This window comes from Nitrospira sp. BLG_1 (assembly GCF_047338595.1).
Taxonomy (GTDB): domain Bacteria; phylum Nitrospirota; class Nitrospiria; order Nitrospirales; family Nitrospiraceae; genus Nitrospira_D.
This window is the reverse complement of record NZ_JBLFBO010000031.1, coordinates 1-22,152: the sequence shown is the minus strand read 5'-3', so window position 1 is coordinate 22,152 and position 22,152 is coordinate 1. Positions and strand designations below refer to the sequence as shown.

Here is a 22,152-nt window from a genome sequence, read left to right as displayed (position 1 = left end):
CTCACCGGACCCGCCACGGCTCATTGCACCTCAAGATTTGCGAATAGGGGTCCGATATCACGTAGCGAAGGATCCGATTGACCTTTTTATTGCCATGAAAAAGCGCATTGGAATCGACGAATTGAAGCCGGGGATGCTGGTGGAACAGCTGGACCGGTCCTGGCTGGATACGCCGTTCTTTCGCCACAAGATGACGATCACCTCAACGGATCAGATCGCCCAGTTAAGAGCCTGTGGGGTGCGTACGCTGGTAGTGAATATCGAGGAGAAACACGCAACCACTGAGGCCGTGAAAACCGCACCCGACATCACCAGTGATCCGATCTTCACGGCACCGGATGACAGAGTATCGGTGCCACCGACTATCGGACTCGACGAAGAGCTGCCCTCCGCCAGGCAGACCTATCACGCCGCCAAAACGATCGTGCAGAACGCCATGCACGATACGAGACTCGGCCGAGCCATCAATATGGACGAAGTCAATCGGGTGGTCTCGGATATGTCGGATAGTGTCTTGCGAAACCCCGATGCTCTCACTAGTCTGACGCGGCTCAAGAAATTTGATGAATACACCTTCTATCACTCGGTGAATACGTCAATCCTCGCCATGTCTCTGGGACGGCATCTTGAGTTTGATCGAACGACCTTACATCAAATCGGGGTGGGCGGCCTGTTGCATGACATCGGAAAGACGAAGATCCCAACTGAGATCCTGAACAAGCCGGGGCGATTCAAACCAGATGAAATGGAGATCATGAAGCAACACGTCCTCCGTGGCGTGGAGATACTCTCAACCACGACGGGACTGGGAGATTCTTACCTCCGTCCCGCGCTGGAACATCATGAACGGGTCGACGGGACCGGCTATCCCTACCGGCGAGTCCGAAGTGAACTCAGTCAGGTCGGCATGATGGCTGCCGTGGTGGACATTTACGATGCGATGACCAGCGACCGCTGCTATCACAAGGGGCAGGCCGCCCACGAAGCCCTCCAATTTCTCTATCGCCTGTCACTTGAGGGCCATCTGGATGCCGCCTTGGTGCAGCAGTTCATCCACGTCGTCGGCCTCTATCCCGTTGGATCAGTTGTGGAGCTGAATACGGGCGAGACTGGAATCGTCAAAGAAGTGCATCACCATGCACCGTTAGCACCAGTGGTACTGCTCGTGAAGAGCGCGGCAAATACCCTCCTGTCACACCCCAAAGAGCTGGATCTCGTGGCACAACTCGAGCAACCCCATCGCAGCGTCGCCACTGTTCTCGATGCCAAACAGGTCGGCATCGACCCAACCGACTACCTCGACAAGAAAGCCGCATAAGCTCCCCGCCATACATAGCAAACCACTCTCCTAATATGGCTTCTCGCTATCTACGCACGCGCTCGGCCTCATGTCTATCCGAAACAACACAGTAAAGACTCCCGACCCCTATTACAGCATACAACCGCCAACAGGTTGACGCGCCAACCAGCGCATAGCGTCAAGTTTTTGAAATTCCGTATCACGTGGTAATACGTAATGCTCGAATCATTGAAGAATTGAATGGCGAGGCTTTGGCGCGGCTCTTGCTTTACTTCGGCAACAGTTGTGCACGTAACCACCTGAGGAGGGATCGATGGAATGTCCGAAGTGTAAGGGGACGATGATGCTGGAGCGGTTCTCGGATTTCTTTCTCGTCTTTTACGCGTGGAAATGTTTCAACTGCGGCGCCATTATCGACCGCACCATTGCCGAGAATCGCCGAAAGAGCCTTGCATCCCAAGACGCTCAGACCATCGCCACGCGCTGAGGCCCCTCACTATTCGGGCTCGGATTCCGAGCCCGTATGGCCCCACCAGCAATCACGACGATCCGCAATACGAAACAAGCAGAAATCGCCCCAACAGACTCCTTTGATAAGAAGCCTGGCTGGGGAAACACTATTTCTGTGACGCACGGAGCATATGATTAGGATACAGTGTGTTTATGCTGAAACATTCGTTAGCTCGTACCAATCCCTATCTTTCCAAATCCCTCCAAACGCCGTAAAAATTCAATATGCCCGTCTCAACGTCTACCGATGTCGAGAGAGTGAAACTGACACGGACTGACCTAAGTATCAAAACAAGGCGTCGCATTATTGCTTCTCATGGAGCTGTAAAATCCGCTCAACCACAGCACTAAACAACGCTGCCATCGGTTCATGAAGCCGGTCCAACCCAGCACGGACGGCAGCAACACACCCCTCGCCCCCGAGAGCCTGTCGAAATACAAAGCCAGCAATCCTGCTTGCAACCCCACAACCAAGATTCCATGTATACATCGACCCGATGTCTCTACAACTTCTTCCGCACCTCCTTCCAATCCTTTGCCACTTTCGCCTTGCGCGGCACCTCCCCTTTTGACGGTTCCGGCACCATGATCGCCTCAAGACGGCGTTGAAGAAACGCCTCGGCAAATCCTTTCGATCGGCCAACGCCGACCTTCACCGTCCTCCAGCCGGCTGTATGGAGCTCGTCAATCTTTGTCCCCATCGTGTTCGTATCGATAACAGGGAGCGTCAAGACGTAGCCAGTCGGAAACTTATGGTTCTTCAACCACTCCCTGGCGTCGGCACTGCGTTGAAACCCATCCCGCCCTTCCACCACATAGATGACTCGGTAATAAAACTGCGTAAGCTTTCCAAGCTCCTCGACCGCATCAGCCAGAGGCTTCTGTTCTGATTCGATCGTGGCACCAACGGGTGGTACTCGACTAGGTGCCGGCTGCTCACGCAGCGACGACAGCTCGATCAAGAGAATGGGCTGCCGCTTCTCCCACACGACGAGATTGGCTTGGCCTTCAGCCTGATCCACTCGCGGACTCTTCCCGACGCGGACTTGGACTGATACAAGACCTTGTGCCTTTGGAGTGAAGGTCAGGAATGCCCTGCCATCCCAGCCAGTTAACGCCTCGGCGACCACCTTTCCATCGACCACGAGTTCAAGTGGTTCTCCTCCGAGTGCAGCAATGAGCACCAGATGTTTCGAAACGAGTTTGGCTTCGACGGTCGCCGGCTGGCCAGGCGTGGTCAGCGTATCTTTCACGAAAATGGCGGCGGAACTCTTCTCCGCCGCGAACAGCAGGTCCGGAAAGGCAGTACCGATCAGGATGAACACGAGGCAGGCCCTGCGGATTGAAAGCATCATAAGCCGCACGGCCTTCTGAGAGTTGAAAAACACCGCACAAGATCGCTGATGGCGACTACGCCTTCAATGCTTTCAGGACTTCGTCTGCATGACCATCGACTTTCACTTTCCGAAAGACCGCTTTCACGTTTCCTTCAAGATCAATGACAAACGTGCTGCGCTCGATACCCCAGTACTTCTTCCCGTACATATTCTTCTCTTTGTAGACACCATAGGCCTTGGAGATGGCGGCATCTTCATCACTGAGCAGCGGAAACGGTAACCCAAATTTCTTAATGAACTTCTGGTGGGATTCTCTCCCGTCCAAACTGACACCCACAATGGCGCCACCCGCCCGAAGGATCTGAGACTCTACATCGCGAAAATCACAGGACTCTTTCGTACATCCAGGCGTATCGTCTTTTGGATAGAAGTAGAGGACGATCTGTTTTCCCTTAAAACTCTTGAGCATCACAGCTTTTCCATGCTGATCTGGAATGCCAAGCTCCGGTGCCTTGTCTCCAACCGCCAGTTCTTTGCTCATAGCTCCACCCTTCGTCATGATTGACGTGAATTAATAGCCGCCTGGCATGCCACTTCCGAACGATGATCGACGAGGCGTATAGAGCCCCGGCTTCTTCTTATTCTTGTCCTCAGGGTTGCCGTATGGGGAGAGTGCCGGTGAGTCCCAAATGACTTTGTCTCCAGGAGCGAGATCAGCGGCTTCCAGAAAATGCTTTCTCGCGACCGCTGAATCGCCGAGCGCGTTCAGCGCCAACGCATAGTTGTAGTGGGCCTGGCCGGATTTCGGCGCTTCAGTCACGGCTTGTTCGAAATACTGTTTGGCTTCTTCAAACTGCTGTGCCTGATACGCCTGTGTCCCCTGTTCGGTCAAGGTCATGGCCTGCGGCCGGGCTTCCCCATCCAGAGCCAGCGGCACCAGCGGCTTCCGCTTCTGGAAACAGCCTGTGCCTACGAGCAGCAGGACCAGGAGACCAAGAACCGCCGCGCGTGAGATCATCCTTGTCATGGTCACAGAACCTCGTTGTTCAGCGCTTCACCTGTTTGCGAGTCTCTTCTTCGAACGTCTTGCGATACAACACATCCCATTCGGCACTCCCCTCAACAAGACCTCGCGAATATGAGGCGAGCTTCGTCCTTACCGTCCGATCAATGTGCTGCTCCTGCGCAAGTTCATCCGCCAACACCTTCTTAATTTCCTTCAACACCAGCTCGTCACTGCGCTTGAGCCGAACACCGGAAACGTTCTTCATAGCCGTGAGAATCACATGCGATAAATGGCTGACTTTCTCTTCCGTCAACATATCACACGCGTCGTACGTCGCTCGTGTCTCGTCGTTCGCGGACGCTTCACGAAATACGCTTCACCTTTCACGCTCAGAGAATGATTCCCCGCTCACGCACCAACTTCTGCTTCACCATCTGAAACATTCTTTGGTAATCCACCTGCCCCTGTTCGATCTGCTGCTCATAGCCCTTCAGGAGTTGGCGCACCTCGGCATTCAGACGATCTTCAGCTGACAACTCCTGTGTGATGGCATGATCCAGCGCATCGACCAAGACCTTGCGGTCTCCAACCAGTTCAAGATCGTCGTGTCGCTGCAGATGCCCCATCAGACTTTCCGCGAGATGACGCACCCGCTCTTTCGACAGCCGCATCGCGTTTACCCCTGCTCGAGCACAATGGACGGCGCGTGCATGACCTGCCGGAGCTGTGCGGCATCGCCGATAATCTTTCCGATGATATTCACCCGATCGGCCGGCACCGGGTCAACTCCCGTACTCATCGGCGTCCGTCCAAAAAAGATGGCAAGGACTTGCCCGGCACCCCAGAATGCGACATCACCCACTTTGACTTGCGTCGTTGCCGTTTCTCGATGGTCGCGGACTCCGGAAAGGGGAAAATAGAACTCCTCTCCCCATGTATGAACCGGCGCCGTCACAGGAAGCGCCGCATACACCTCATCCGCCGTCTTGGTCTTTCGAAGTTCTGCTTCGAGCTGAACACCGCCGACGGTAATACGAATTCGTTTTGCCGGCACAGTCGTGGGATCCATCTGCAAACAGTTCCTGGCTGTACTGCTGCACCATACTACTGCAGTTGTAATAGATGTCGCGAACTCTAGCTTGTCTCCTACGCGAAATCAAGGCTACAATCCTCCGTGATGCTCACCTCCAGCTTTATCTTCTTGCCTGGCGTCGGTCCTGTCACGGAACGCCGCTGGTGGCAGGAGGGTACGCTGAACTGGACGCAGTTCCTCGCTCAACCTGCAATTCCCGGGCTCTCGACGGCTCGGAAACGTTGGTACGACGATGAACTCCGTACGGCACAATCATCGGCGGAACAGGGCCGGTTGGATCAATTGGCTGCGCGCTTTCCGCGGCGCGAACATTGGCGGCTCTACGGCACCTGCCGTTCCCGTGCAGGCTATCTGGACATTGAGACCACCGGTGCCTCTCCACAGGAAGGCGAGGTCACGGTTGTCGGACTCCATCACCATGGACACACGCTGAGCCTGGTGCGAGGGGAAACCCTCACGGCAGAACGACTACAGGCCGAACTCGATCACTGCGATCTCCTCGTGACGTTTTTTGGATCCCGGTTTGATATTCCCTATCTCTGTGCTAAGTTTCCCGGACTTCGTCTACCTCCCTGGCACTTCGATCTGTGTTTTGCCGCACGCCGACTTGCATTACAGGGCGGACTCAAGCACATTGAACAGACGCTGGGTATCGAGCGGAGCAAATCTATCCGGGGTCTGGATGGATGGGACGCAGTTCGCCTCTGGGCTCAGTGGGGTGATGGGGACGTGGCCGCTCGTGACCGGCTCTTAGCCTACAACCGGGCGGATACTGAACATCTCGTGCTTCTGGCCGATCGATTTGCGGAGGATTTGATGAATCAATTAGGACCGTCGTTGATCGCGTTGTCTAGCTTTCACCCAACTGAAACCCGATGAGTACATGGATCGGCATCGGCCGAAGCGAAACCGGTCTGGTACGGACATCAAACCAGGATGCCTTTGCCGTCATCGACTCCGCAGGCATGTGGGCGGTCGCCGACGGAATGGGCGGTCACGTGGGTGGCGCGGTTGCGGCCCAAACGGCCATCGCGACGGTGCAAGCCCAAGCTGCGTTCTCACAGGAGCAGCTCCGTAGCGGAACCTCACCAATCGATGTGCTGACTGCACTGATCAGTCGCGCGCACGAAGCCATCTTGGCTCAGGCCCGCTCCCAACCGAAACTCAAGGGCATGGGGACCACTCTCGTGCTGCTGACAGTCATCCCCGATCAAACCTCCATGGCTTACGTGGCTCACATCGGTGACAGCCGTGCCTACCGGTTTCGAGCTGGGGCGCTGACTCCACTCACCAGAGATCACTCATTGATCGAAAAATACCTTGAACGTGGCATCCTCACTCCGGAAACAGCCAAAACCCACCCCGAACGACATGTCCTGACTCGGGCCCTTGGCGTCACGGCAACAGCAGCCCCCACGATTGCCGGCTGTGCCATGCACGAAGATGATCTCGTGATTCTCTGCTCGGACGGCCTGACAAAAATGTTGGAGGATCAGGATATCCAACGTGTTCTTTGCAATGGCGATCCCAGTCCGGCCGGTGCCTGTGATCGTCTGATCGCCGCAGCACTCGATCGTGGCGGCGAAGACAACGTCACGGTCGTCGTTGTCGCCTATCGATAAGACGCCGTCGACTTCGGAGTTGACAAGGCCCACGAGGGCGTGTACGTTCCCTCATCACCGAGTGAAACCCGTCATACTGAGGGAGTCCTTACATGCGCCAACAGGCGTCGTTTGTTTTTGGAAGTCTCGTCTTTCTTCTCCTCGTCACAACGAATTCCTGGGCTGCAGAACCCTCCGATCCCGAGACCGCCATTCGCCTGATGATACGTGCGAATGCCGAGAAAGACCTCCCTGCACTGTCACGCCTCATGGCCCACGATGCCGACATCGTCAGTTATACCGTCGGCGGTCGCAAATACGTCGGCTGGCCGGACTTCGAGCGGGAGATGCGTGAGGAATTTGTCAACGCTCAGAAAATCGAAATCCCGATCACCGAGCTGAAGGTCTGGACCAAGGGAGATCTGGCCTGGTTCGCGATGGAGGTCGATTATATCCGCTATGTCGGCGAGGGATCAGCCGTCAAACGAACCGTGCTTCCTTTACGGGAAACCGGTGTGCTCGAGCGTCGTGCCGGACGATGGCAACTGCTGTCATGGCATGAGTCTTTTCGATCTGCTCAACTTGGCGGCCCGCTTGCGTCCCCGTCAGCAGCAGCTGGGGCACAAAAACTCGTCACTACCGCTCCCGCGTCAATGCCTGATGTCAGCGGAGACTGGGATATTCTCGAAGTCGAGGATGAGAAACGTTACAAGGCCACCCTCGACAAGAGTGGAAACGGCCCCTACACGCAACAAGGCGGCCGGTTCGTCACCACCAAAATTGAAAACCGCCTCTGGCAGGGCACCTGGTATCAGCCCGGCAATGATCGAGAGGGTGGCTTTGAGGTGCTCCTCTCGGACGACGGGAAAGAGGCCAAGGGAATCTGGTGGTACACACGAGTCGATACAAGAAAGAATATCCCGCCGAAGGAACACGGCGGCACCTATCACTGGAAGAAAGTCCCATCATCACCGGCCAGTAGCCAATGAGTCAACCCGCTGCTTCAAACGTATATCGACAAATCGGAGTCCGGTTCAACATCATCGCTTTACTGCCTCTGGGAGGTCTTATGTACAGATCCCTCGTTCTGTTTCTTGCAACGTTTTTCATGATCTCATCGGCCTATGCGGACGGGGGTCATGATCACCATGCCGTTCCCACACTGAAAAAACAAGTCGGGTCAAAGATCACGTATGGCGAGAACACGGCGACCTTGACCTTCGGCCCCATCGATCTTCCGACCGGCCACGGTGAAGGTGATATGGGCGACTCCATGCCTCGGTTCAACTTCCAACTGCCTGAGGACAAATATCTCATCGGTTTCAAGTCGGCCCTCTCTACCGTCGAAGGCAAGGAATTGCCCAGAAACTATCTGCACCACATTTTAATGATCAACAATACCAAGCCCAGCGTGTCATGTCCGGGTGAACCACTCTTCTTTGGAGGAGCCGGGCTCGAAATGGCTGAAACCCACTTTCCTGAGGGATACGGCGTGAAACTCGCGAAGGACGATAAGCTGATGACGGTCGTTGCGTTTTATCACGGCGCTCCCCCCACGAAAAATGTCATCGCCACCTTCACCATGTATTTTGCACCGAAAACTAAACCGGCGAAGGAAATGGAGATTTATCAGGTCGGCGTGAACATCGTCTGCTTTACAAAATTCGGAGATCGCCCTGCGGATCAAACAGACGAAGGGATCGAAATCGGACCGGGTGTCCAAGTCCGTACGGCACCGTTGAAGTTTAGCATGGACGGTTGCGTCAAATATGCGTATCCCCACGGCCATGACGAATTGCTCCTGATCGCTTTGGAAAATAAGACCAAGAAACAGACGCTCCTCCGGACCATCCCCGATGCCGAACGGGATGGAACACTCCGTGAATTCTTACCTCATCAGGTGTATAAAGACGCCCAAGGGTTCCCCATCTCAAAAGATGATGATTATGAGATGGTTATGGTCTACCACCACTCTCTTCAAAACAAAGAACCTCAACATGGAATGGGCAACTACTTGCTCTACATGACACCCGGTTCTTGCCCGGCAAAGAGTGCCGCCCTGACCCAGTAGCACGATAATTAACCCGGACCAGCAGGCTGGTCCGGGCTTCCGCTCTCCAGTTCCACTCCCGCTAGATTCGTCTCGATTCCCTCTTTAATTCCGGATATCCCCATCCGGCACGCCCTCAACTGAATCTCCGTCAAAAAGTCCAAATCCTTTGGTAGAACCGGTACCTGGCTTGTATACTGGTAACACCTAGGATTCATACGTACTATATTTCACCAAACACAATAGACGGCCATTTACCTCAACATTGCTCAGTGATGATAGTCGCGACATCTTCCCAAACCAATTCTTCTTCAGCCGGTCATGAGTCGATTCAGACCATGACACGGTTTCTGCAAGCGATCGGACACCCGACAAGTCTGACGCGCTTAGCTGACTACATTCTTTCGAACTTCTCTGAAATCTCTCGCTGTCCACACGGATCACTGTTCCTGTTCGAACGAGAGCATCACCACTACCGTCAGATGCATACGTTCGGACCCATTAAGATGTTTACGGTTCCTTCGGTCATGGCCATCGACCATCCGCTGGTCCAAGCTCTCATCGTAGGCCAACACATTTTCGACGGGCTGGGATCAACTCTTACCCCACAGCCCGAACTCTCACATGACATCCCGGATACCCTGTCAAAGTCCCATACCCTGGCCGTTCCACTCATCACACATGGAACCCTGATCGCGTTTACAGTACTCCATTCTCCGACCGCACATGGAACACTCTCACCCGAAACCATGGAACTCCTGACCGCGATGGCCCAGGGTGCCGCGAATGCTCTTGATTCGCTCCTGATTTACGAAGATCTCCGACAATCTCAGGCCCTCATGCGCCGAACCGACCGGTTGCGCTCCCTGGAAATCATCGCTGGCGGGTTTGCCCACGAAATCCGCAACCCGTTAACGTCCATTAAGACCTTTATTCAGCTGGCTCCCGAGAGAAAAGACGACAGCCAATTTATCGGGGAGTTCAGTCGCATTGTCCTAGAGGATGTCAATCGGATTGAGCGATTGATTCAAGAGATCCTTGACTATGCCCGTTACATGGAACCCCAGCTGACCGACGAGGACCTCAATGACATCGTCACGTCCTGTCTGTACTTCATCCAAGTCACGGCAGACACCCGGGGGATCAAGATTGAAAAACAGTTGGCGCCTGAGCGTCCTCGTGGCATGCTGGATCGGCAGCAAATCAAGCAGGTGCTTTTGAATCTCCTCTTGAATGCCCTCGATGCCGTTGGCAAGGGACCGGGGAGCCTACGGGTACGGACGCGTCAATTCCAGAAACCGGAGGGTACCCTCTTCATGCAGATCGACATCGAAGATACCGGACAGGGGATCGCACCCGAAAATCTGGAGCACATCTTCGATCCATTCTTTACGACCAAACATACGAGCACGATGAACGCAGGAACCGGGCTGGGTTTGACCATCGCACACCAGATCATTCAAGAGCATCACGGGGACATTCACGTAGCCAGCACGGTAGGTCAAGGAACGACCTTCCGCATTACTCTTCCCGCGCTTCAGCAGTAGTACCCAAGGAGCCCTTGTGGAAAGCGTCATTCCCAAAAAACGATTGCTATTGATCGATGATGAGCCCAGGGTCCGCACCTCGCTGAAAATGGTGTTAGAGCCACTGTATGATATCGCCCAAGCGAGCGACGGGCCTGAAGGTCTCGACATCTTCCGCAAAGAAGATCCCGACCTGGTTCTGCTCGACATCGTCCTGCCTGGTACCGACGGGCTCGCCGTGCTGCAGATGCTCAGAACGGAGCGGAAATCCACCCCGGTGATCATGCTCACCGGCACCAAATCCGTAAAAACGGCCGTAGACGCGATGAAGTTGGGGGCAGCCGACTACCTCTCGAAACCCTTCGACGTCGACGAACTTCGAATCGTGATCGACCGTGCCCTGAACTCCTCGGAGTTGGAACAAGAAGTCACCCAACTACGGGCCCAAGTCGTCAAACGATACGCGTTTCACAATCTGATCGGGAAAAGTCAGGGAATGCAGGAGATCTACGCAAAAATTGAGCAGGTTGCCGATAGCCGAACCACGGTGCTCATCACCGGAGAAAGTGGGACCGGCAAAGAGTTGGTCGCCAAGGCGCTCCATTACAACAGTTCCCGCCGAGAGCGTCCGTTTGTCGCACTCAACTGTGCCGCACTGCCCGAGACGCTGATTGAAAGCGAACTCTTCGGCCACGAAAAAGGTTCCTTTACGGACGCCACAGCCCGACGTGTCGGGCAGTTCGAACTTGCAAATACAGGAACCTTATTCCTCGATGAAATCGGCGATCTCAGCCCGATTACACAAGCCAAGCTCTTGCGCGTCATTCAAGAACGAGAGTTTACGAGAATCGGCGGAGTGCAACCGATTAAGGTCGATGTCCGCATCGTCGCGGCAACGAACAAAAACCTCGATGACCTCGTCCGAAAGGGGTTGTTCCGAGAAGATCTGTACTATCGCATCAATGTGATCTCACTCTATCTACCTCCTCTTCGTGAACGAACCGAAGACATCCCCCTCATCGCCAACCATTTTTTGGAGAAACGGTTGGAAGAAGCACAGCGTCCTCCTATTGAATTTGGGAAAGAGGCACTGGAACTTCTAACCCGTTATCCCTGGCCTGGTAATGTGCGTGAGCTTGAAAACTTTATCGAGCAGGCATTTATCTGGTCTCAACATGCAACAGAAATTACCCCGGAGCATTTACCGACTTCGATGAAAAGTACTTCACGTTCGCCATCACTCCGCGACGACACCCTGGCCGGTCGAATGTCGCTCGAGAAAGCCGTGATGGAATTTGAGCGAGAAATCATTCTCGATGCCTTGAAGCGAACTAATTATGTCCAGACCCATGCTGCGAATCTACTGGGGATCAGCCGCCGAATGCTGAAGTATCGGATGGATACACTCGGTATCGGGCGGCCTGATAATTCAACTACTCAGGATTCCGAACTTCACACGCAAGAATGACACACTCGTCAACAAGAATGCCACAGCCGCACCTCATTGATATGTGAAGAATATTCATAAACTTAGCTTACATGCGTATATATAGCATTACTAACAATGCGAACTACTACATATACGTATTAATTGTAACTTATTGATAAGGAACACTTTTTGCTTAATTCTGGTCGTGACGGTCCTAGTATAGATCGCATGACGACTTCTGCACCATCTCCCACAAGACCCACTATTCTCATCATTGATGATGAGGTAGGCCCGCGAGACGCATTGAAAGTTGTTCTTGGTCCATCTTGTACCATTCACTGTGCTGAGAATGCCAGGACGGCGCTTGAGCTGCTCAGACAGCAATCAATTGACCTGATTACCCTCGATCAAAAACTGCCGGATCGCCCCGGCCTCGAACTCCTCCAAGAAATCAAGCTCAATTATCCCGATATAGAAGTTGTAATTGTCACTGGATACGGAAGTTTGAAATCAGCCATGGAAGGCATTCGCCACGGTGCGGCAGGTTACCTCCTGAAACCGTTTAATACCCACGAACTGACCACGCTCATTCAGCAGACAATCGAGAAGAAACGGCGGCTAGATTTTCTTCGGCGGTACCTCCGTAACTCACCGGAACTTTGGAGATCTCCGGAACAAAGCACCCATGCCTGGCAAACCCTCCAAGCCGACTACTTTTCCCTGTCTCCAAACCATGAGCCCGTTGCGGTGATCTCCTCGCAGGACGAGATGAGGCTGCTTCCGCTGTTCTCCGACATCCTCGAGGCGACTGACCGTCAATTATTGAATCACTCGAGTCGTGTGAGTTTCTATGCCACATTGATGGCGGCTCGACTCAATCTTTCTCTCGCTGACCAAAAGGCCTTGGCTCTGGGAGCCTTTCTCCACGATATTGGTAAAACAAGCCTCCCTCACTATCGGTTTTCTGACGATCAAGTTCTTCCATCACGAGAACCTGTCTTGTGCCGAGAACATCCTGGCAACGGGGCTCGAATGATTGAGTCCTTGGGGCTCCCAGCTGAAGTCGGACAGATTATCGCTGCTCATCACGAGCGGTGGGATGGACAAGGATATCCCCTGGGACTTCAGGGTGCAGAGATTCCGCGCTTGGCTCGCATTGTCGGTATGGCTCAGCTGTTTGACCATTTGACGGCAGATGCTCCAGGACGCTCTCCCCTTTCCATGGAACAAGCCATTCAACGGATTGCAGACCCGTCGCTGATGCAGTTCGACCCACAGCTGCTGGAACTGTTCATCGACGTCGTCAAAGAATCGACCGCTTCCATCCCAACGATGACCGCCGTTCCAGCTGCCTAACAGGTTGTCGTCAAACGATAGACCGACCCCGATCTAGAATTTCGTCTACGAGCCAGAACATCCCTCAAAGCTGTTCAGAAAGGCCGCCGGTCGCGAAGGAGCGATGCGTCTTCCTCTCCATATGTGGAACCTCTGATCGCCGCGAGCATGCCGCCAGCGGCCTTTTGAATAACCTGCGAGGCTACTCTTGTGCTCCGGCGATCAACTCCGCAGCTGTCGCTCGCGTCTTCTGAGTCACCCGCTCACCGCCAAGCATGCGGGCAATTTCGCTCTCTCGACTAGCGCCGACTAAGACACGCACCTTGGCTACCGTCCGTCCCTTGACCTCGGACTTTTCAACGCAGAAATGGTGATCGGCCTGAGAGGCAACTTGCGGGAGATGGGTGATACACAATACTTGATGATAGTGCCCCAAGGCGCGCAAACGCTTACCGATCGTAGCTGCCACAGCTCCCCCAACTCCCGTATCAATCTCATCAAAAATGAGCACCGGCACCCGATCCACATCTGCAAGCACCGTTTTCAGCGCCAACATCACCCGAGAGAGCTCCCCACCTGAGGCCACACGGGCCATTGGTTTGAGGGGCTCACCGCTATTCGTCGATAACAGAAACTCAACCCGATCAACCCCGTCCGGACCGTACTCGACGCCTGATTCCGCCGGCTCCACCTGAACAAGAAATCTCACGGGTCCCATCTTTAACGCCTCGAGGTCTTTTCCGACCAGTCTCGTCAACGAGCTGGCCGCCTCGGTTCGCTTTTCCGAAAGCTGGCGCGCCAATCCAGCAACAACTTGTTGTTGTTCGCGGATCAGACGATCGTGCTGATCAAGCTCACTGCTGGAGCGGCTGAGCCGCTCCAGCTCCTCCTTCACCCGGCTCTGCGTAGCGAGCACGGCCTCGATCGTCCCTCCATATTTCTTCTTCATCCTGTGGATAACCGCCAAACGATCCTCGATCGTCGTCAATCGGGATGGATCGGCATCCAGCCCTTCGACATACCCACGAAGGCCATCCGCGACTTCCTTCAAGAGCACTCTGGATTCTGAGACAAGCCCCGCTGTAGTTTTCATCTCCGGATCGAGCTGAGCCAGTTCCCCTATCGCTCGCTCGACCAACGCCAAACCAGCCAAAATCCCCTGCCCATCCCCCTGAAGCTGAGCTTGAGCCTCCGATCCCAGCTCTTCTAGACGACGAGACGATGCTAACCGTTTCCGCTCGGCTTGGAGCCCTTCTTCCTCTCCAAGACGACAGGCTGCTTGATCCAATTCTTGTTGCTGAAAGCTCAACACGTCGTGCTGCTGCATCCGCTGGTCGTTCGCAGCGGCCAACTCAGCACGCGTGCGACGGGCCCTGGCCCACGCTTGATGACTCGATTGGTATTGGCTCCGCAGATCTTGCAGACGCCCGAATGCGTCCAATACCTCCAGCTGAGCTGAGCCGGAGAGCAACGACTGCTGATCATGTTGACCATGGATATCGATGAGTGTACCGGCAAACTCTTCCAACGTGTGCGCCGGGCTGAGAACTCCGTTCAGATAGACTCGGTTTCTCCCGGACCGGGCAATCGTGCGTCGGATGATGAGTTCACAATCGTTCGGACCAAGAAGTGCTTGAGCCCGAAGCCGAGGAAGGATGGAATGAGTGGGTGGTATCTCGAAAACCGCTTCGAGCTGCGCTTCATCCTCACCAAACCGGATTTGCTCACTTGAAACACGACCGCCCACGAGAAGCGCAACCGCGTCGATCAACAGGGACTTCCCTGTCCCAGTCTCTCCGGTCAGTACGGTAAACCCCGAGTCGATTTCCAGACTCAGTCGCTCAATGACGGCAAAATTCGTAATGCGCAGCTCAGTGAGCATGGCTGCGACGAGACGGCCTAGGCAGTCCCAGCATGTTGAGCGAGAAGTGAATCAATCATTTCCTTGAATTGACGCTTTGGCCTGGCCCCGACCAGCTTCTCAACAGGCTGACCATTCTTAAAAAACAGAATGGTCGGAATACTCATCACCTGGTACCGACCAGCGACCTCAGGATTCTCATCGGTGTTCAACTTGCGAACTTTTAGTTTCCCGGCGTATTCTTTGGCTAATTCATCGACGATGGGAGCCACCATCTGGCAGGGCCCGCACCATACGGCCCAAAAATCAACCATCACAAGCTCCGAAGCCTTCATGACTTCTGCATCCCATGTGGAATCTTCTACCTTCAAGGCATCACCAGCCACGTCTTCCCCTCCTTACAGAGTTAACATCACGCACATATCACAACCCGGTCATCGTACCCTACCAGTGTTTTTAGAGTCAAATACGGATCACCGCCCGGCTTGCACAGCGGGTCGAGTACCCGTGGTCTCGGAGACCTGTGGCGGCAATCCATAGGGTCCCCCCGGAGCCGGCCAAGGCAGTCCACGTTCTCCGTATACCAGCGGGTTCAACAACGTCCGCATGAGGACAGCTTCCGCGTTGCCCACACCGCCGACACCGGTAAAATTCAACATAAACCCGTACTGCTCACGATCGGGAAATTTGATGTAATGGAGCCCCAATGACCAGCACTTACATGGATTCTGATATAACGCGACGACGTCCAGTTCCGGGCTTCTGCCCTGTTTGACGTCATAATAGGCTTTGGCCCCGAATGTCCACCCCCAGGGGGTGCGGACCCCACCACCCATCGTTACAAATTGAATCTCTTTTGTCGGCGCAAACACTTCGTTAAAGGAGATGGGATTCCAAATGTCCCCACGCCTCACTCGATTGCCGTCCTTCGTATAGCGTTGCCCGACTTCAAAATACCAGTTGGTCCCCTCCTGAAATCGGAGATCCGTGTTGAATTGGCTGACAGTCAGCTGATACGGATCAAAAAATGCATCCATAGTCACGTACCGATTGATGGGAGGCCGCAGCGCCCAGGCTTGAGCGCCCTGACCAAAAATCGGAGTATCTAACTGCGACAGACTGCTCAGCGGAGGGAGATTGTTCCCGACCACGGCTCGCATCCAGATGTCGGAGAATTTCTTGCCTTGGATAGGTACCGTCGCCGGCTGGATTGGCTGGGTGAACGAGCCGAGAAAAGGGGCGACGCCCGGTGTAAATTCACGCGCCAACGTCTGCACGGCTCCGACATGGTAGCTCTGGGCGACGGTGAGATCCAGCCAGTTGAACGCCGTCCTGGTACCCGATTCCAGCACACGACTCCGGAGCATATAGGTCACGAGATTCTTCTTGGGAAGATCGTCGGCTTGATCGATTTGGGCCAATGCCGATTGTCTGGTGCCGGGCACATATTCATACGTCACCGTCGGTTCCATCGTATGCAACAGACTGCCGCCATCAGCCAATGCAAAGCGGCGTGTGAGCTTCGAGGTGGCATCGACCCCCAGCCAAAAAGTTTCTCGATGTTGGGCGTCCTCCGACTGAGCCCCCCTCGTGTAATAGACCTCCCGGAACTTCGCCTGCGGGCGAATAGCCAGGAGATGTCCCAGGTGAATCGGCTCCGTCGCAATGCCGGGAACGAGATTGAATCGATTGAGGGAAAATCCATCCTCCCGGTAAAAATTGACGTAGTTCCCTTCCATGCCGTACTGAACCGGTGAATTGAACAGGGAGACATAGGGCAAGTTGTATCCGGCTTCAGGAAGGCGCTGGAAGGTATCTTTGCCGCCGGCCTGTAACGGCTGCAAATATAAACCCAAGAGATAGAGGCTGCCGTAGGGAAGCCGTTGGGAGAGTAACAGATTCGATTCAGCACTCGGCAGGGCTCGAAGGACGCCCGAGTTGCTCAACTGCTGATAAAAGTTCTGGTCGGTGACCAAATTGGCATTGGCCCGCAGCAACAAGGTATTCGTAAGATATTGCGTATGGGTCCCGGTCACTGTTGCACGGGCTTGTTCACCACTCTTCTCTCCGTCGGTTGCACCGGCCCCATCCGGGAGCTGGGTCTGCTGTAAATAACTCACGAACCATTTGCCGCGCGATCGACGGTCCAATATGTAGCGATATTCAAAATCAGACCCGTATCCCAATCGATTGTAGTAGGACGGTGAAATCGTCACATCCTGGCTCGGACTGATCGCCCAGAAAAAGTGGGCCTGCGCACCAAAACCAAACCGACTGTTGTACTTCGGAGTAGGAATCAGAAACCCGGTTTGTCGTCTCGCCATCGGATACGAGAAGGTCGGAAGAGGAATCGTCGGCACGTCCAAGATGCAGAACCATCCGCCTTTAAAGGCCAACGTATCACCAATCGTCATATCCACATCCTTGAAACGAAACCGCCAAGCCGGCACCTCTCCTTCTCGGGCATCACAGTTGGTAAAGCTGCCGTCTTTCACACGATAGTGGTATTCGGACAACCGCTGTAGATATTGACCCGACACAAGCGCATTACGCGAAGGAATAAACAGCTCCCCGTGCGTGGCAATACCGGCCTCGGTATTGACGTTCAACTCCAATCGCTCGGCTGTCACATCAGCTTGGACGTCGGTTAAATGAACATGACCGATGGCCGTAAGAATCCCGGGTAGGGCTTGAATGGTGGCGTGGTCGGCGGTCAGCGTGATCCCTCCCTGACGAATGACCACAGCCCCGTTCGCTTCGTAGATTTCCTGTTCTTGTTGATAGTCGATCCGCTCTGCCGTGATGTCCAGAGGAGTAGAAGCCGAAGAAGATCCGGCACTTCCCCCTGAGTGATCGGCTGCGGAGACAGAAAGGGGTGAGAGCAGAAGCGTGAGGATGGTGAGCAGACCTCCTTGGCGAAGCCACGCGAGAGGATCCCCCATGCTAGCCGCGAATCGGAGACAGATCACAGCCACGTATTGCCGCTTTGATATCCCCGAGGAGCATAAGGGAGCCGGTGATGCAGATAAGATCACCTGGCATCGCCCGCCCTCTGGCAAGGGCCACCGCGTCCGTCGGAAGCATCGCCTCTTGCACCGGTCCCGCCCATTCACCCAGCACCGCACGGAGCTCGTGAACCGTGGCGGATCGCGCGAGGGCCGCTTGAGTCAAGACGATCTCTGAGACCACCGGCAAGAGTGGGGTGATAAATCCCCGGTGATCCTTGTCCCGCATCATGCCCCAGACAAGGATCATCCGTGAATCCGGGTGCTGGACGGCATAATCAGTAAGATACCGTGCAAGCACCGCTGCCGCAGCCGGGTTATGCGCCCCATCGAGCACCACATGGGGTGCTTCGTCGATCGTTTCCAAACGCCCTTCCCAAGAGACCGTCCGCAAACCTTCCAGGACCGCCCCCTCGTCCAGGGTCATTCCTCGTTGATCGGCTGCCTCCAGGAGCGCCAACGCGCAGGCGGCATTGTCCCATTGGTGGCGACCGACCAAACCGCACTCCACCCCCTCGATCACATGCGTGCCCCCTCGATACACCAGTCGCCCGTCGCGAGCCCGCTCAAGAGAGAATTCTCGACCAAGACGCCAGAGTGGTGCAGAGCGATCCTTGGCGAGACGGGACAAGACTTGTTCTGCCTCCTGCCCCATCCGACCAATCACCACCGGCACGCAGGGCTTAATGATCCCACCTTTTTCAAAGGCAATGGCCTCTTCCGTCGTTCCCAAATACTCTTGATGGTCCATGCCGATCGTCGTAATCGCACAGGCCAGCGGCTGCTCAACCACATTGGTCGCATCAAACCGTCCCCCCAACCCAACCTCAAGAACGGCAACATCCACTGCTGATTCGGCAAAATGCAGAAAGGCGAGAGCCGTGGTCATCTCAAAAAACGTCGGATGCAGGTCATCCGTCAGCACCGCACGCAATCGCGCGAGGAGCGCCTCGACCCGACCCTCTGGAATCATCTCACCGTTGACACGAATGCGTTCACGAAAGTCGACAAGGTGGGGGGACGTATACAACCCGACACGTCGACCGGCACGGTGAAGGACCGCCGCTGCCATGGAAGCCGTGGATCCTTTGCCGTTCGTGCCCCCGACATGGAGGACCTGAAGCGACGACTGCGGACGACCCACTCGATCCAATAACACGCGCATCGTCTCGAGACCCAGCTTGATGCCGTGTTTCTGGAGACCATAGAGATATTCGATCACTGAGGCATCGCTCATCAGCAAGCCGGGAGGATACAGGAACCTAAAAATGATTTACGAGGGTACCGACCGTCTCCTTCAAACGCCGACGTTCAACGATCATGTCGATCATGCCGTGTTCGAGCAGAAATTCGGCACGCTGAAACTGGTCGGGTAATTGCTGCTTGATCGTTTGCTCGATCACGCGAGGGCCTGCAAACCCGATCAGGGCCTTGGGTTCCGCAATGATCACATCACCTAACATCGCCACGCTGGCCGTGACTCCGCCGAATGTCGGATCGGAAAGAATGGAGATGAACGGCAGCTTGGCCTCACCCAGCTTCGCCACGGACGTCGAGGTTTTGGCCATCTGCATCAATGAGAGAATGCCCTCTTGCATCCGGGCTCCACCCGATGCGGTCACCAGGATCACGGGCAGTTTCAGTTCCAACGCACGATCGATGGCACGACAGAGTTTTTCACCGACGACCGAACCCATACTCCCGCCCATAAAACTGAAGTCGAACACACACAACACGATGCGGCTTCCGTTCACCAATCCTTCTCCGATCACCAGGGCATCCTTGCGTCCGGTCTTGTCCTGATGAGCCTTCACCCGTTCACGATAGGGCTTGGTATCCTGAAACGCCAAGGGATCCTGCGCTTCCAATCCGGCATCCCATTCTTTGAACGTGCCAAGATCGATGAGTAACCCGATCCGTTCCGTCACGGAAATCGGAAAATGATACTCGCACTTCGGGCAGACCTTGTTGTTGCGGTCGACTTCCTTTCGATAGACGATCTCGCGGCAATGGTTGCACTTGAGCCACATTCCCTCGCTGCCTTTTGAGCGTGGAGGAGGAACGGAATCGTTGGGCTTCTCTTTTTTAAACCAGGCCATCACACCCTCTCATTTCCGAACCTATTCAGGGAAACGTCACTGTGAGCCCACACCTCAACCGGATATCGCTTCCCATCACGTCGTCCGCCCGCTCATCATCAGCCAAGCAAGCAAGCCGACTCCACACGCCGCGATAGAGACCGGTCCAGCTCGACCACACCGGGGTGCGGCCGAGGCCCCACCAGAGGACCACAGCACTCAAGGCCAGCAGCCGGCGCCGTCTTGACAGAGTCCGAGAACATCATGGCTCCTCGTAGGGATATCCCCCCGTCTCCGGAGTCATGCTGGAGTAAACCCAATCTCTTGCATGGTCGATTGTTGAACAGATGGACTGCCATAACCCCGTTGAGAATGGGGCCCATTGTAGCAAATCCGTTGGATAGAATCTCATCCGCCTCGAGCATGCATTTCCAAATGAGGATCTTCTCGGAGCTGGTCGATACCGATCAGCCCGCTGGACCGGAGGCCGAGCCGCTCGAGGGCCTTTCGCTCCTCAGCTCCACGGTCACGACGAGCCATCCACACGGATCGAATCAGCTCTCGCATCTCCGCGGAACCGGCTCCCCGCCGAAGCGGTTTCCGTAGATCCACACCCGATGCAGCATACAAGCACACATACCAAATCCCGTCGGCGGTCACGCGGCTACGATCGCAATGGGCGCAGAAGGGCTGAGTCGTCGAGGGAATAATCCCAAAGATCGTCCCATCCGGCAAGCGAAATCGTTGGGCCGGGGCTGCGCCACGCCCTGGAATCGGGATAATCTGGCCGTACCACCGGCCTAAGAGATCGAGGATGCGGTCCTGCGACAACACCTTATCGGGATTCCACTCATTCGCGCCTCCGACATCCATATACTCGATAAACCGCACTTCAGCCTGGAAGTGTTTGGCAAACTCAATCAACGGAATTAGCTCATCGTCATTGAATCCACGAATCGCCACCGTGTCGAGCTTCAGATTCGGGAATCCCACCTTTCCGACCGATTCAATCCCCTCGACCACACGTGAAAATTCATCCCGTCTGGTCAATTGGCGAAATCGCTCCGGACGGAGGGTATCGAGACTGACCGTAATCCGATCAAGCCCCGCTTCGTAGAGTTCTTGCGCCTGTTCAGCCAGGAGGATGCCGTTCGTCGTCAAGGCAACTTCAGTGATGCACCGGTTTTGTCTGAGTAACCGGACCAGCCGAGCCAGGTCTCTTCGCAACAGCGGCTCCCCGCCTGTCAGCCTGACCTTGTCGACGCCCAAGTCGGTGAAAGCGCCTACCAGCGTCGCCATTTCTTCAAAGCTTAAGATGTTCTCTCGCGGCAGCCAGACATACTCGGGCTCCGGCATGCAGTAACTGCAGCGAAGATTACAGCGATCCGTGACGGACAACCGCAGGCTGCCGAGCGGACGGCCAAAGGTGTCGACCACAGATGGAAGATCAGCACTGATAGATTCTGAACTCACCGGCTTCCTCTTCCCCTCGAAAACTTTTCCCCCCTCACACCTTACCTATTCCTACGGATGTTCCTCGACCCAGACTTCTCCCTCCGGCGTATGTTCCAGTTTCCAGATCGGCGTGATTTGTTTGAGCTCGTCGATGGCCCACCGACAGGCGGTGAACGCGTCGGCACGGTGCTCCGCCCCGGCGATGATGAGCACAATATTCTCCCCGATCGTGATGGCCCCATACCGATGGATAATCAACAACTCGAGAATGTCGAATTTTTTGAGAGCTCGTTCACGAATCTCCCGCAGCTTTTTCTGCGCCATCCCTTCATAGTGCTCAAACGTAATCCCATCGACATCTCTGCCGCGGGATCGATCACGCGCGATGCCCAAGAACGTGGCAATACCACCAATCCGTTTCGACCGGCTCTTGACGCGATCAAGCTCCTGATCAATAAAAAAATTCTCCCGCTGCACACGGACAAACTGGCTGTCGTCCGGCTCAGTATTCATTGAACTCCCTCCGGCAAAGGGCGGCAACAGCGCGATCTCGTCACCCTCACTGA

The 22,152-nt window shown here is 55.0% G+C and carries 22 protein-coding genes; 9 read left to right on the top strand and 13 right to left on the bottom strand.

The window, feature by feature from the left end:
• The first annotated feature begins 94 nt into the window (after positions 1-94).
• The gene (locus tag ACMTNU_RS15965; protein WP_413936300.1) at positions 95-1,318 is read left to right on the top strand and encodes an HD-GYP domain-containing protein; all 1,224 of its coding nucleotides are present in this window, start codon (positions 95-97) and stop codon (positions 1,316-1,318) included.
• A gap of 295 nt (positions 1,319-1,613) precedes the next feature.
• Entirely contained in the window at positions 1,614-1,787 is a 174-nt protein-coding gene (locus tag ACMTNU_RS15960) for a hypothetical protein (RefSeq protein WP_413936299.1), read from the top strand.
• Positions 1,788-2,313: 526 nt separating this feature from the next.
• Here the strand turns inward: ACMTNU_RS15960 and ACMTNU_RS15955 are convergent.
• From ACMTNU_RS15955 to ACMTNU_RS15930, 6 genes are all read right to left on the bottom strand, one after another.
• Positions 2,314-3,165 (bottom strand): hypothetical protein, encoded by an 852-nt coding sequence (locus ACMTNU_RS15955; protein WP_413936298.1) that lies wholly within the window; start codon positions 3,163-3,165, stop codon positions 2,314-2,316.
• 55 nt (positions 3,166-3,220) lie between these two features.
• Positions 3,221-3,688, bottom strand: coding sequence for a thioredoxin-dependent thiol peroxidase (bcp, locus tag ACMTNU_RS15950; RefSeq protein ID WP_413936297.1), 468 nt, complete (start codon positions 3,686-3,688; stop codon positions 3,221-3,223).
• A gap of 30 nt (positions 3,689-3,718) precedes the next feature.
• Entirely contained in the window at positions 3,719-4,174 is a 456-nt protein-coding gene (locus ACMTNU_RS15945; RefSeq protein WP_413936296.1) for a tetratricopeptide repeat protein, read from the bottom strand.
• Positions 4,175-4,193: 19 nt separating this feature from the next.
• Positions 4,194-4,469 (bottom strand): DUF507 family protein, encoded by a 276-nt coding sequence (locus tag ACMTNU_RS15940; protein ID WP_413936295.1) that lies wholly within the window; start codon positions 4,467-4,469, stop codon positions 4,194-4,196.
• Positions 4,470-4,542: 73 nt separating this feature from the next.
• Positions 4,543-4,824: a DUF507 family protein gene (locus ACMTNU_RS15935; RefSeq protein ID WP_413936294.1), complete on the bottom strand. Its 282-nt coding sequence runs from the start codon at positions 4,822-4,824 to the stop codon at positions 4,543-4,545.
• A 5-nt stretch (positions 4,825-4,829) separates the two neighbouring features.
• Positions 4,830-5,222: a cyclophilin-like fold protein gene (locus ACMTNU_RS15930; RefSeq protein WP_413936293.1), complete on the bottom strand. Its 393-nt coding sequence runs from the start codon at positions 5,220-5,222 to the stop codon at positions 4,830-4,832.
• Between the two features lie 108 nt (positions 5,223-5,330).
• Between ACMTNU_RS15930 and ACMTNU_RS15925 the strand changes: the two genes are divergently transcribed.
• From ACMTNU_RS15925 to ACMTNU_RS15895, 7 genes are all read left to right on the top strand, one after another.
• Positions 5,331-6,125 carry a ribonuclease H-like domain-containing protein gene (locus tag ACMTNU_RS15925; protein WP_413936292.1) on the top strand — a complete coding sequence of 265 codons (795 nt, stop codon included), beginning with the start codon at positions 5,331-5,333 and terminating at the stop codon, positions 6,123-6,125.
• The gene (locus tag ACMTNU_RS15920; RefSeq protein WP_413936291.1) at positions 6,122-6,868 is read left to right on the top strand and encodes a PP2C family protein-serine/threonine phosphatase; all 747 of its coding nucleotides are present in this window, start codon (positions 6,122-6,124) and stop codon (positions 6,866-6,868) included. Before ACMTNU_RS15925 ends, ACMTNU_RS15920 begins: the two co-directional genes overlap by 4 nt.
• 92 nt (positions 6,869-6,960) lie before the next feature.
• The gene (locus tag ACMTNU_RS15915) at positions 6,961-7,836 is read left to right on the top strand and encodes a nuclear transport factor 2 family protein (protein ID WP_413936290.1); all 876 of its coding nucleotides are present in this window, start codon (positions 6,961-6,963) and stop codon (positions 7,834-7,836) included.
• Positions 7,837-7,916: 80 nt separating this feature from the next.
• A complete protein-coding gene (locus tag ACMTNU_RS15910; protein WP_413936289.1) occupies positions 7,917-8,918 on the top strand; it encodes a hypothetical protein in 1,002 nt (333 codons plus the stop codon).
• 317 nt (positions 8,919-9,235) lie between these two features.
• A complete protein-coding gene (locus ACMTNU_RS15905) occupies positions 9,236-10,444 on the top strand; it encodes an ATP-binding protein (protein WP_413936288.1) in 1,209 nt (402 codons plus the stop codon).
• Between the two features lie 16 nt (positions 10,445-10,460).
• Positions 10,461-11,891: a sigma-54-dependent transcriptional regulator gene (locus tag ACMTNU_RS15900; RefSeq protein ID WP_413936287.1), complete on the top strand. Its 1,431-nt coding sequence runs from the start codon at positions 10,461-10,463 to the stop codon at positions 11,889-11,891.
• 189 nt (positions 11,892-12,080) lie between these two features.
• Positions 12,081-13,208: an HD domain-containing phosphohydrolase gene (locus ACMTNU_RS15895; RefSeq protein ID WP_413936286.1), complete on the top strand. Its 1,128-nt coding sequence runs from the start codon at positions 12,081-12,083 to the stop codon at positions 13,206-13,208.
• 181 nt (positions 13,209-13,389) lie between these two features.
• Here the strand turns inward: ACMTNU_RS15895 and recN are convergent, their stop codons facing one another.
• From recN to ACMTNU_RS15860, 7 genes are all read right to left on the bottom strand, one after another.
• The gene (recN, locus tag ACMTNU_RS15890; RefSeq protein ID WP_413936285.1) at positions 13,390-15,069 is read right to left on the bottom strand and encodes a DNA repair protein RecN; all 1,680 of its coding nucleotides are present in this window, start codon (positions 15,067-15,069) and stop codon (positions 13,390-13,392) included.
• Positions 15,070-15,086: 17 nt separating this feature from the next.
• Positions 15,087-15,434 carry a thioredoxin gene (gene trxA, locus ACMTNU_RS15885; protein ID WP_413936284.1) on the bottom strand — a complete coding sequence of 116 codons (348 nt, stop codon included), beginning with the start codon at positions 15,432-15,434 and terminating at the stop codon, positions 15,087-15,089.
• An 87-nt stretch (positions 15,435-15,521) separates the two neighbouring features.
• Positions 15,522-18,023, bottom strand: a complete 2,502-nt coding sequence (locus ACMTNU_RS15880) for an LPS-assembly protein LptD (RefSeq protein WP_413936283.1) — start codon at positions 18,021-18,023, stop codon at positions 15,522-15,524.
• On the bottom strand, positions 17,992-19,290 hold the full coding sequence (locus ACMTNU_RS15875; protein ID WP_413936282.1) for a bifunctional folylpolyglutamate synthase/dihydrofolate synthase: 1,299 nt from the start codon (positions 19,288-19,290) through the stop codon (positions 17,992-17,994). The genes ACMTNU_RS15880 and ACMTNU_RS15875 overlap by 32 nt, the downstream gene beginning before the upstream one ends.
• Before the next feature lie 25 nt (positions 19,291-19,315).
• Complete coding sequence (accD, locus tag ACMTNU_RS15870; RefSeq protein ID WP_413936281.1) at positions 19,316-20,152, bottom strand: acetyl-CoA carboxylase, carboxyltransferase subunit beta; 837 nt, start codon at positions 20,150-20,152, stop codon at positions 19,316-19,318.
• Positions 20,153-20,539: 387 nt separating this feature from the next.
• Positions 20,540-21,604, bottom strand: coding sequence for a GTP 3',8-cyclase MoaA (gene moaA / locus ACMTNU_RS15865; RefSeq protein ID WP_413936280.1), 1,065 nt, complete (start codon positions 21,602-21,604; stop codon positions 20,540-20,542).
• A gap of 51 nt (positions 21,605-21,655) precedes the next feature.
• On the bottom strand, positions 21,656-22,152 hold a 497-nt coding region (locus tag ACMTNU_RS15860), incomplete at its 5' end, for a molybdenum cofactor biosynthesis protein MoaE (RefSeq protein WP_413936279.1).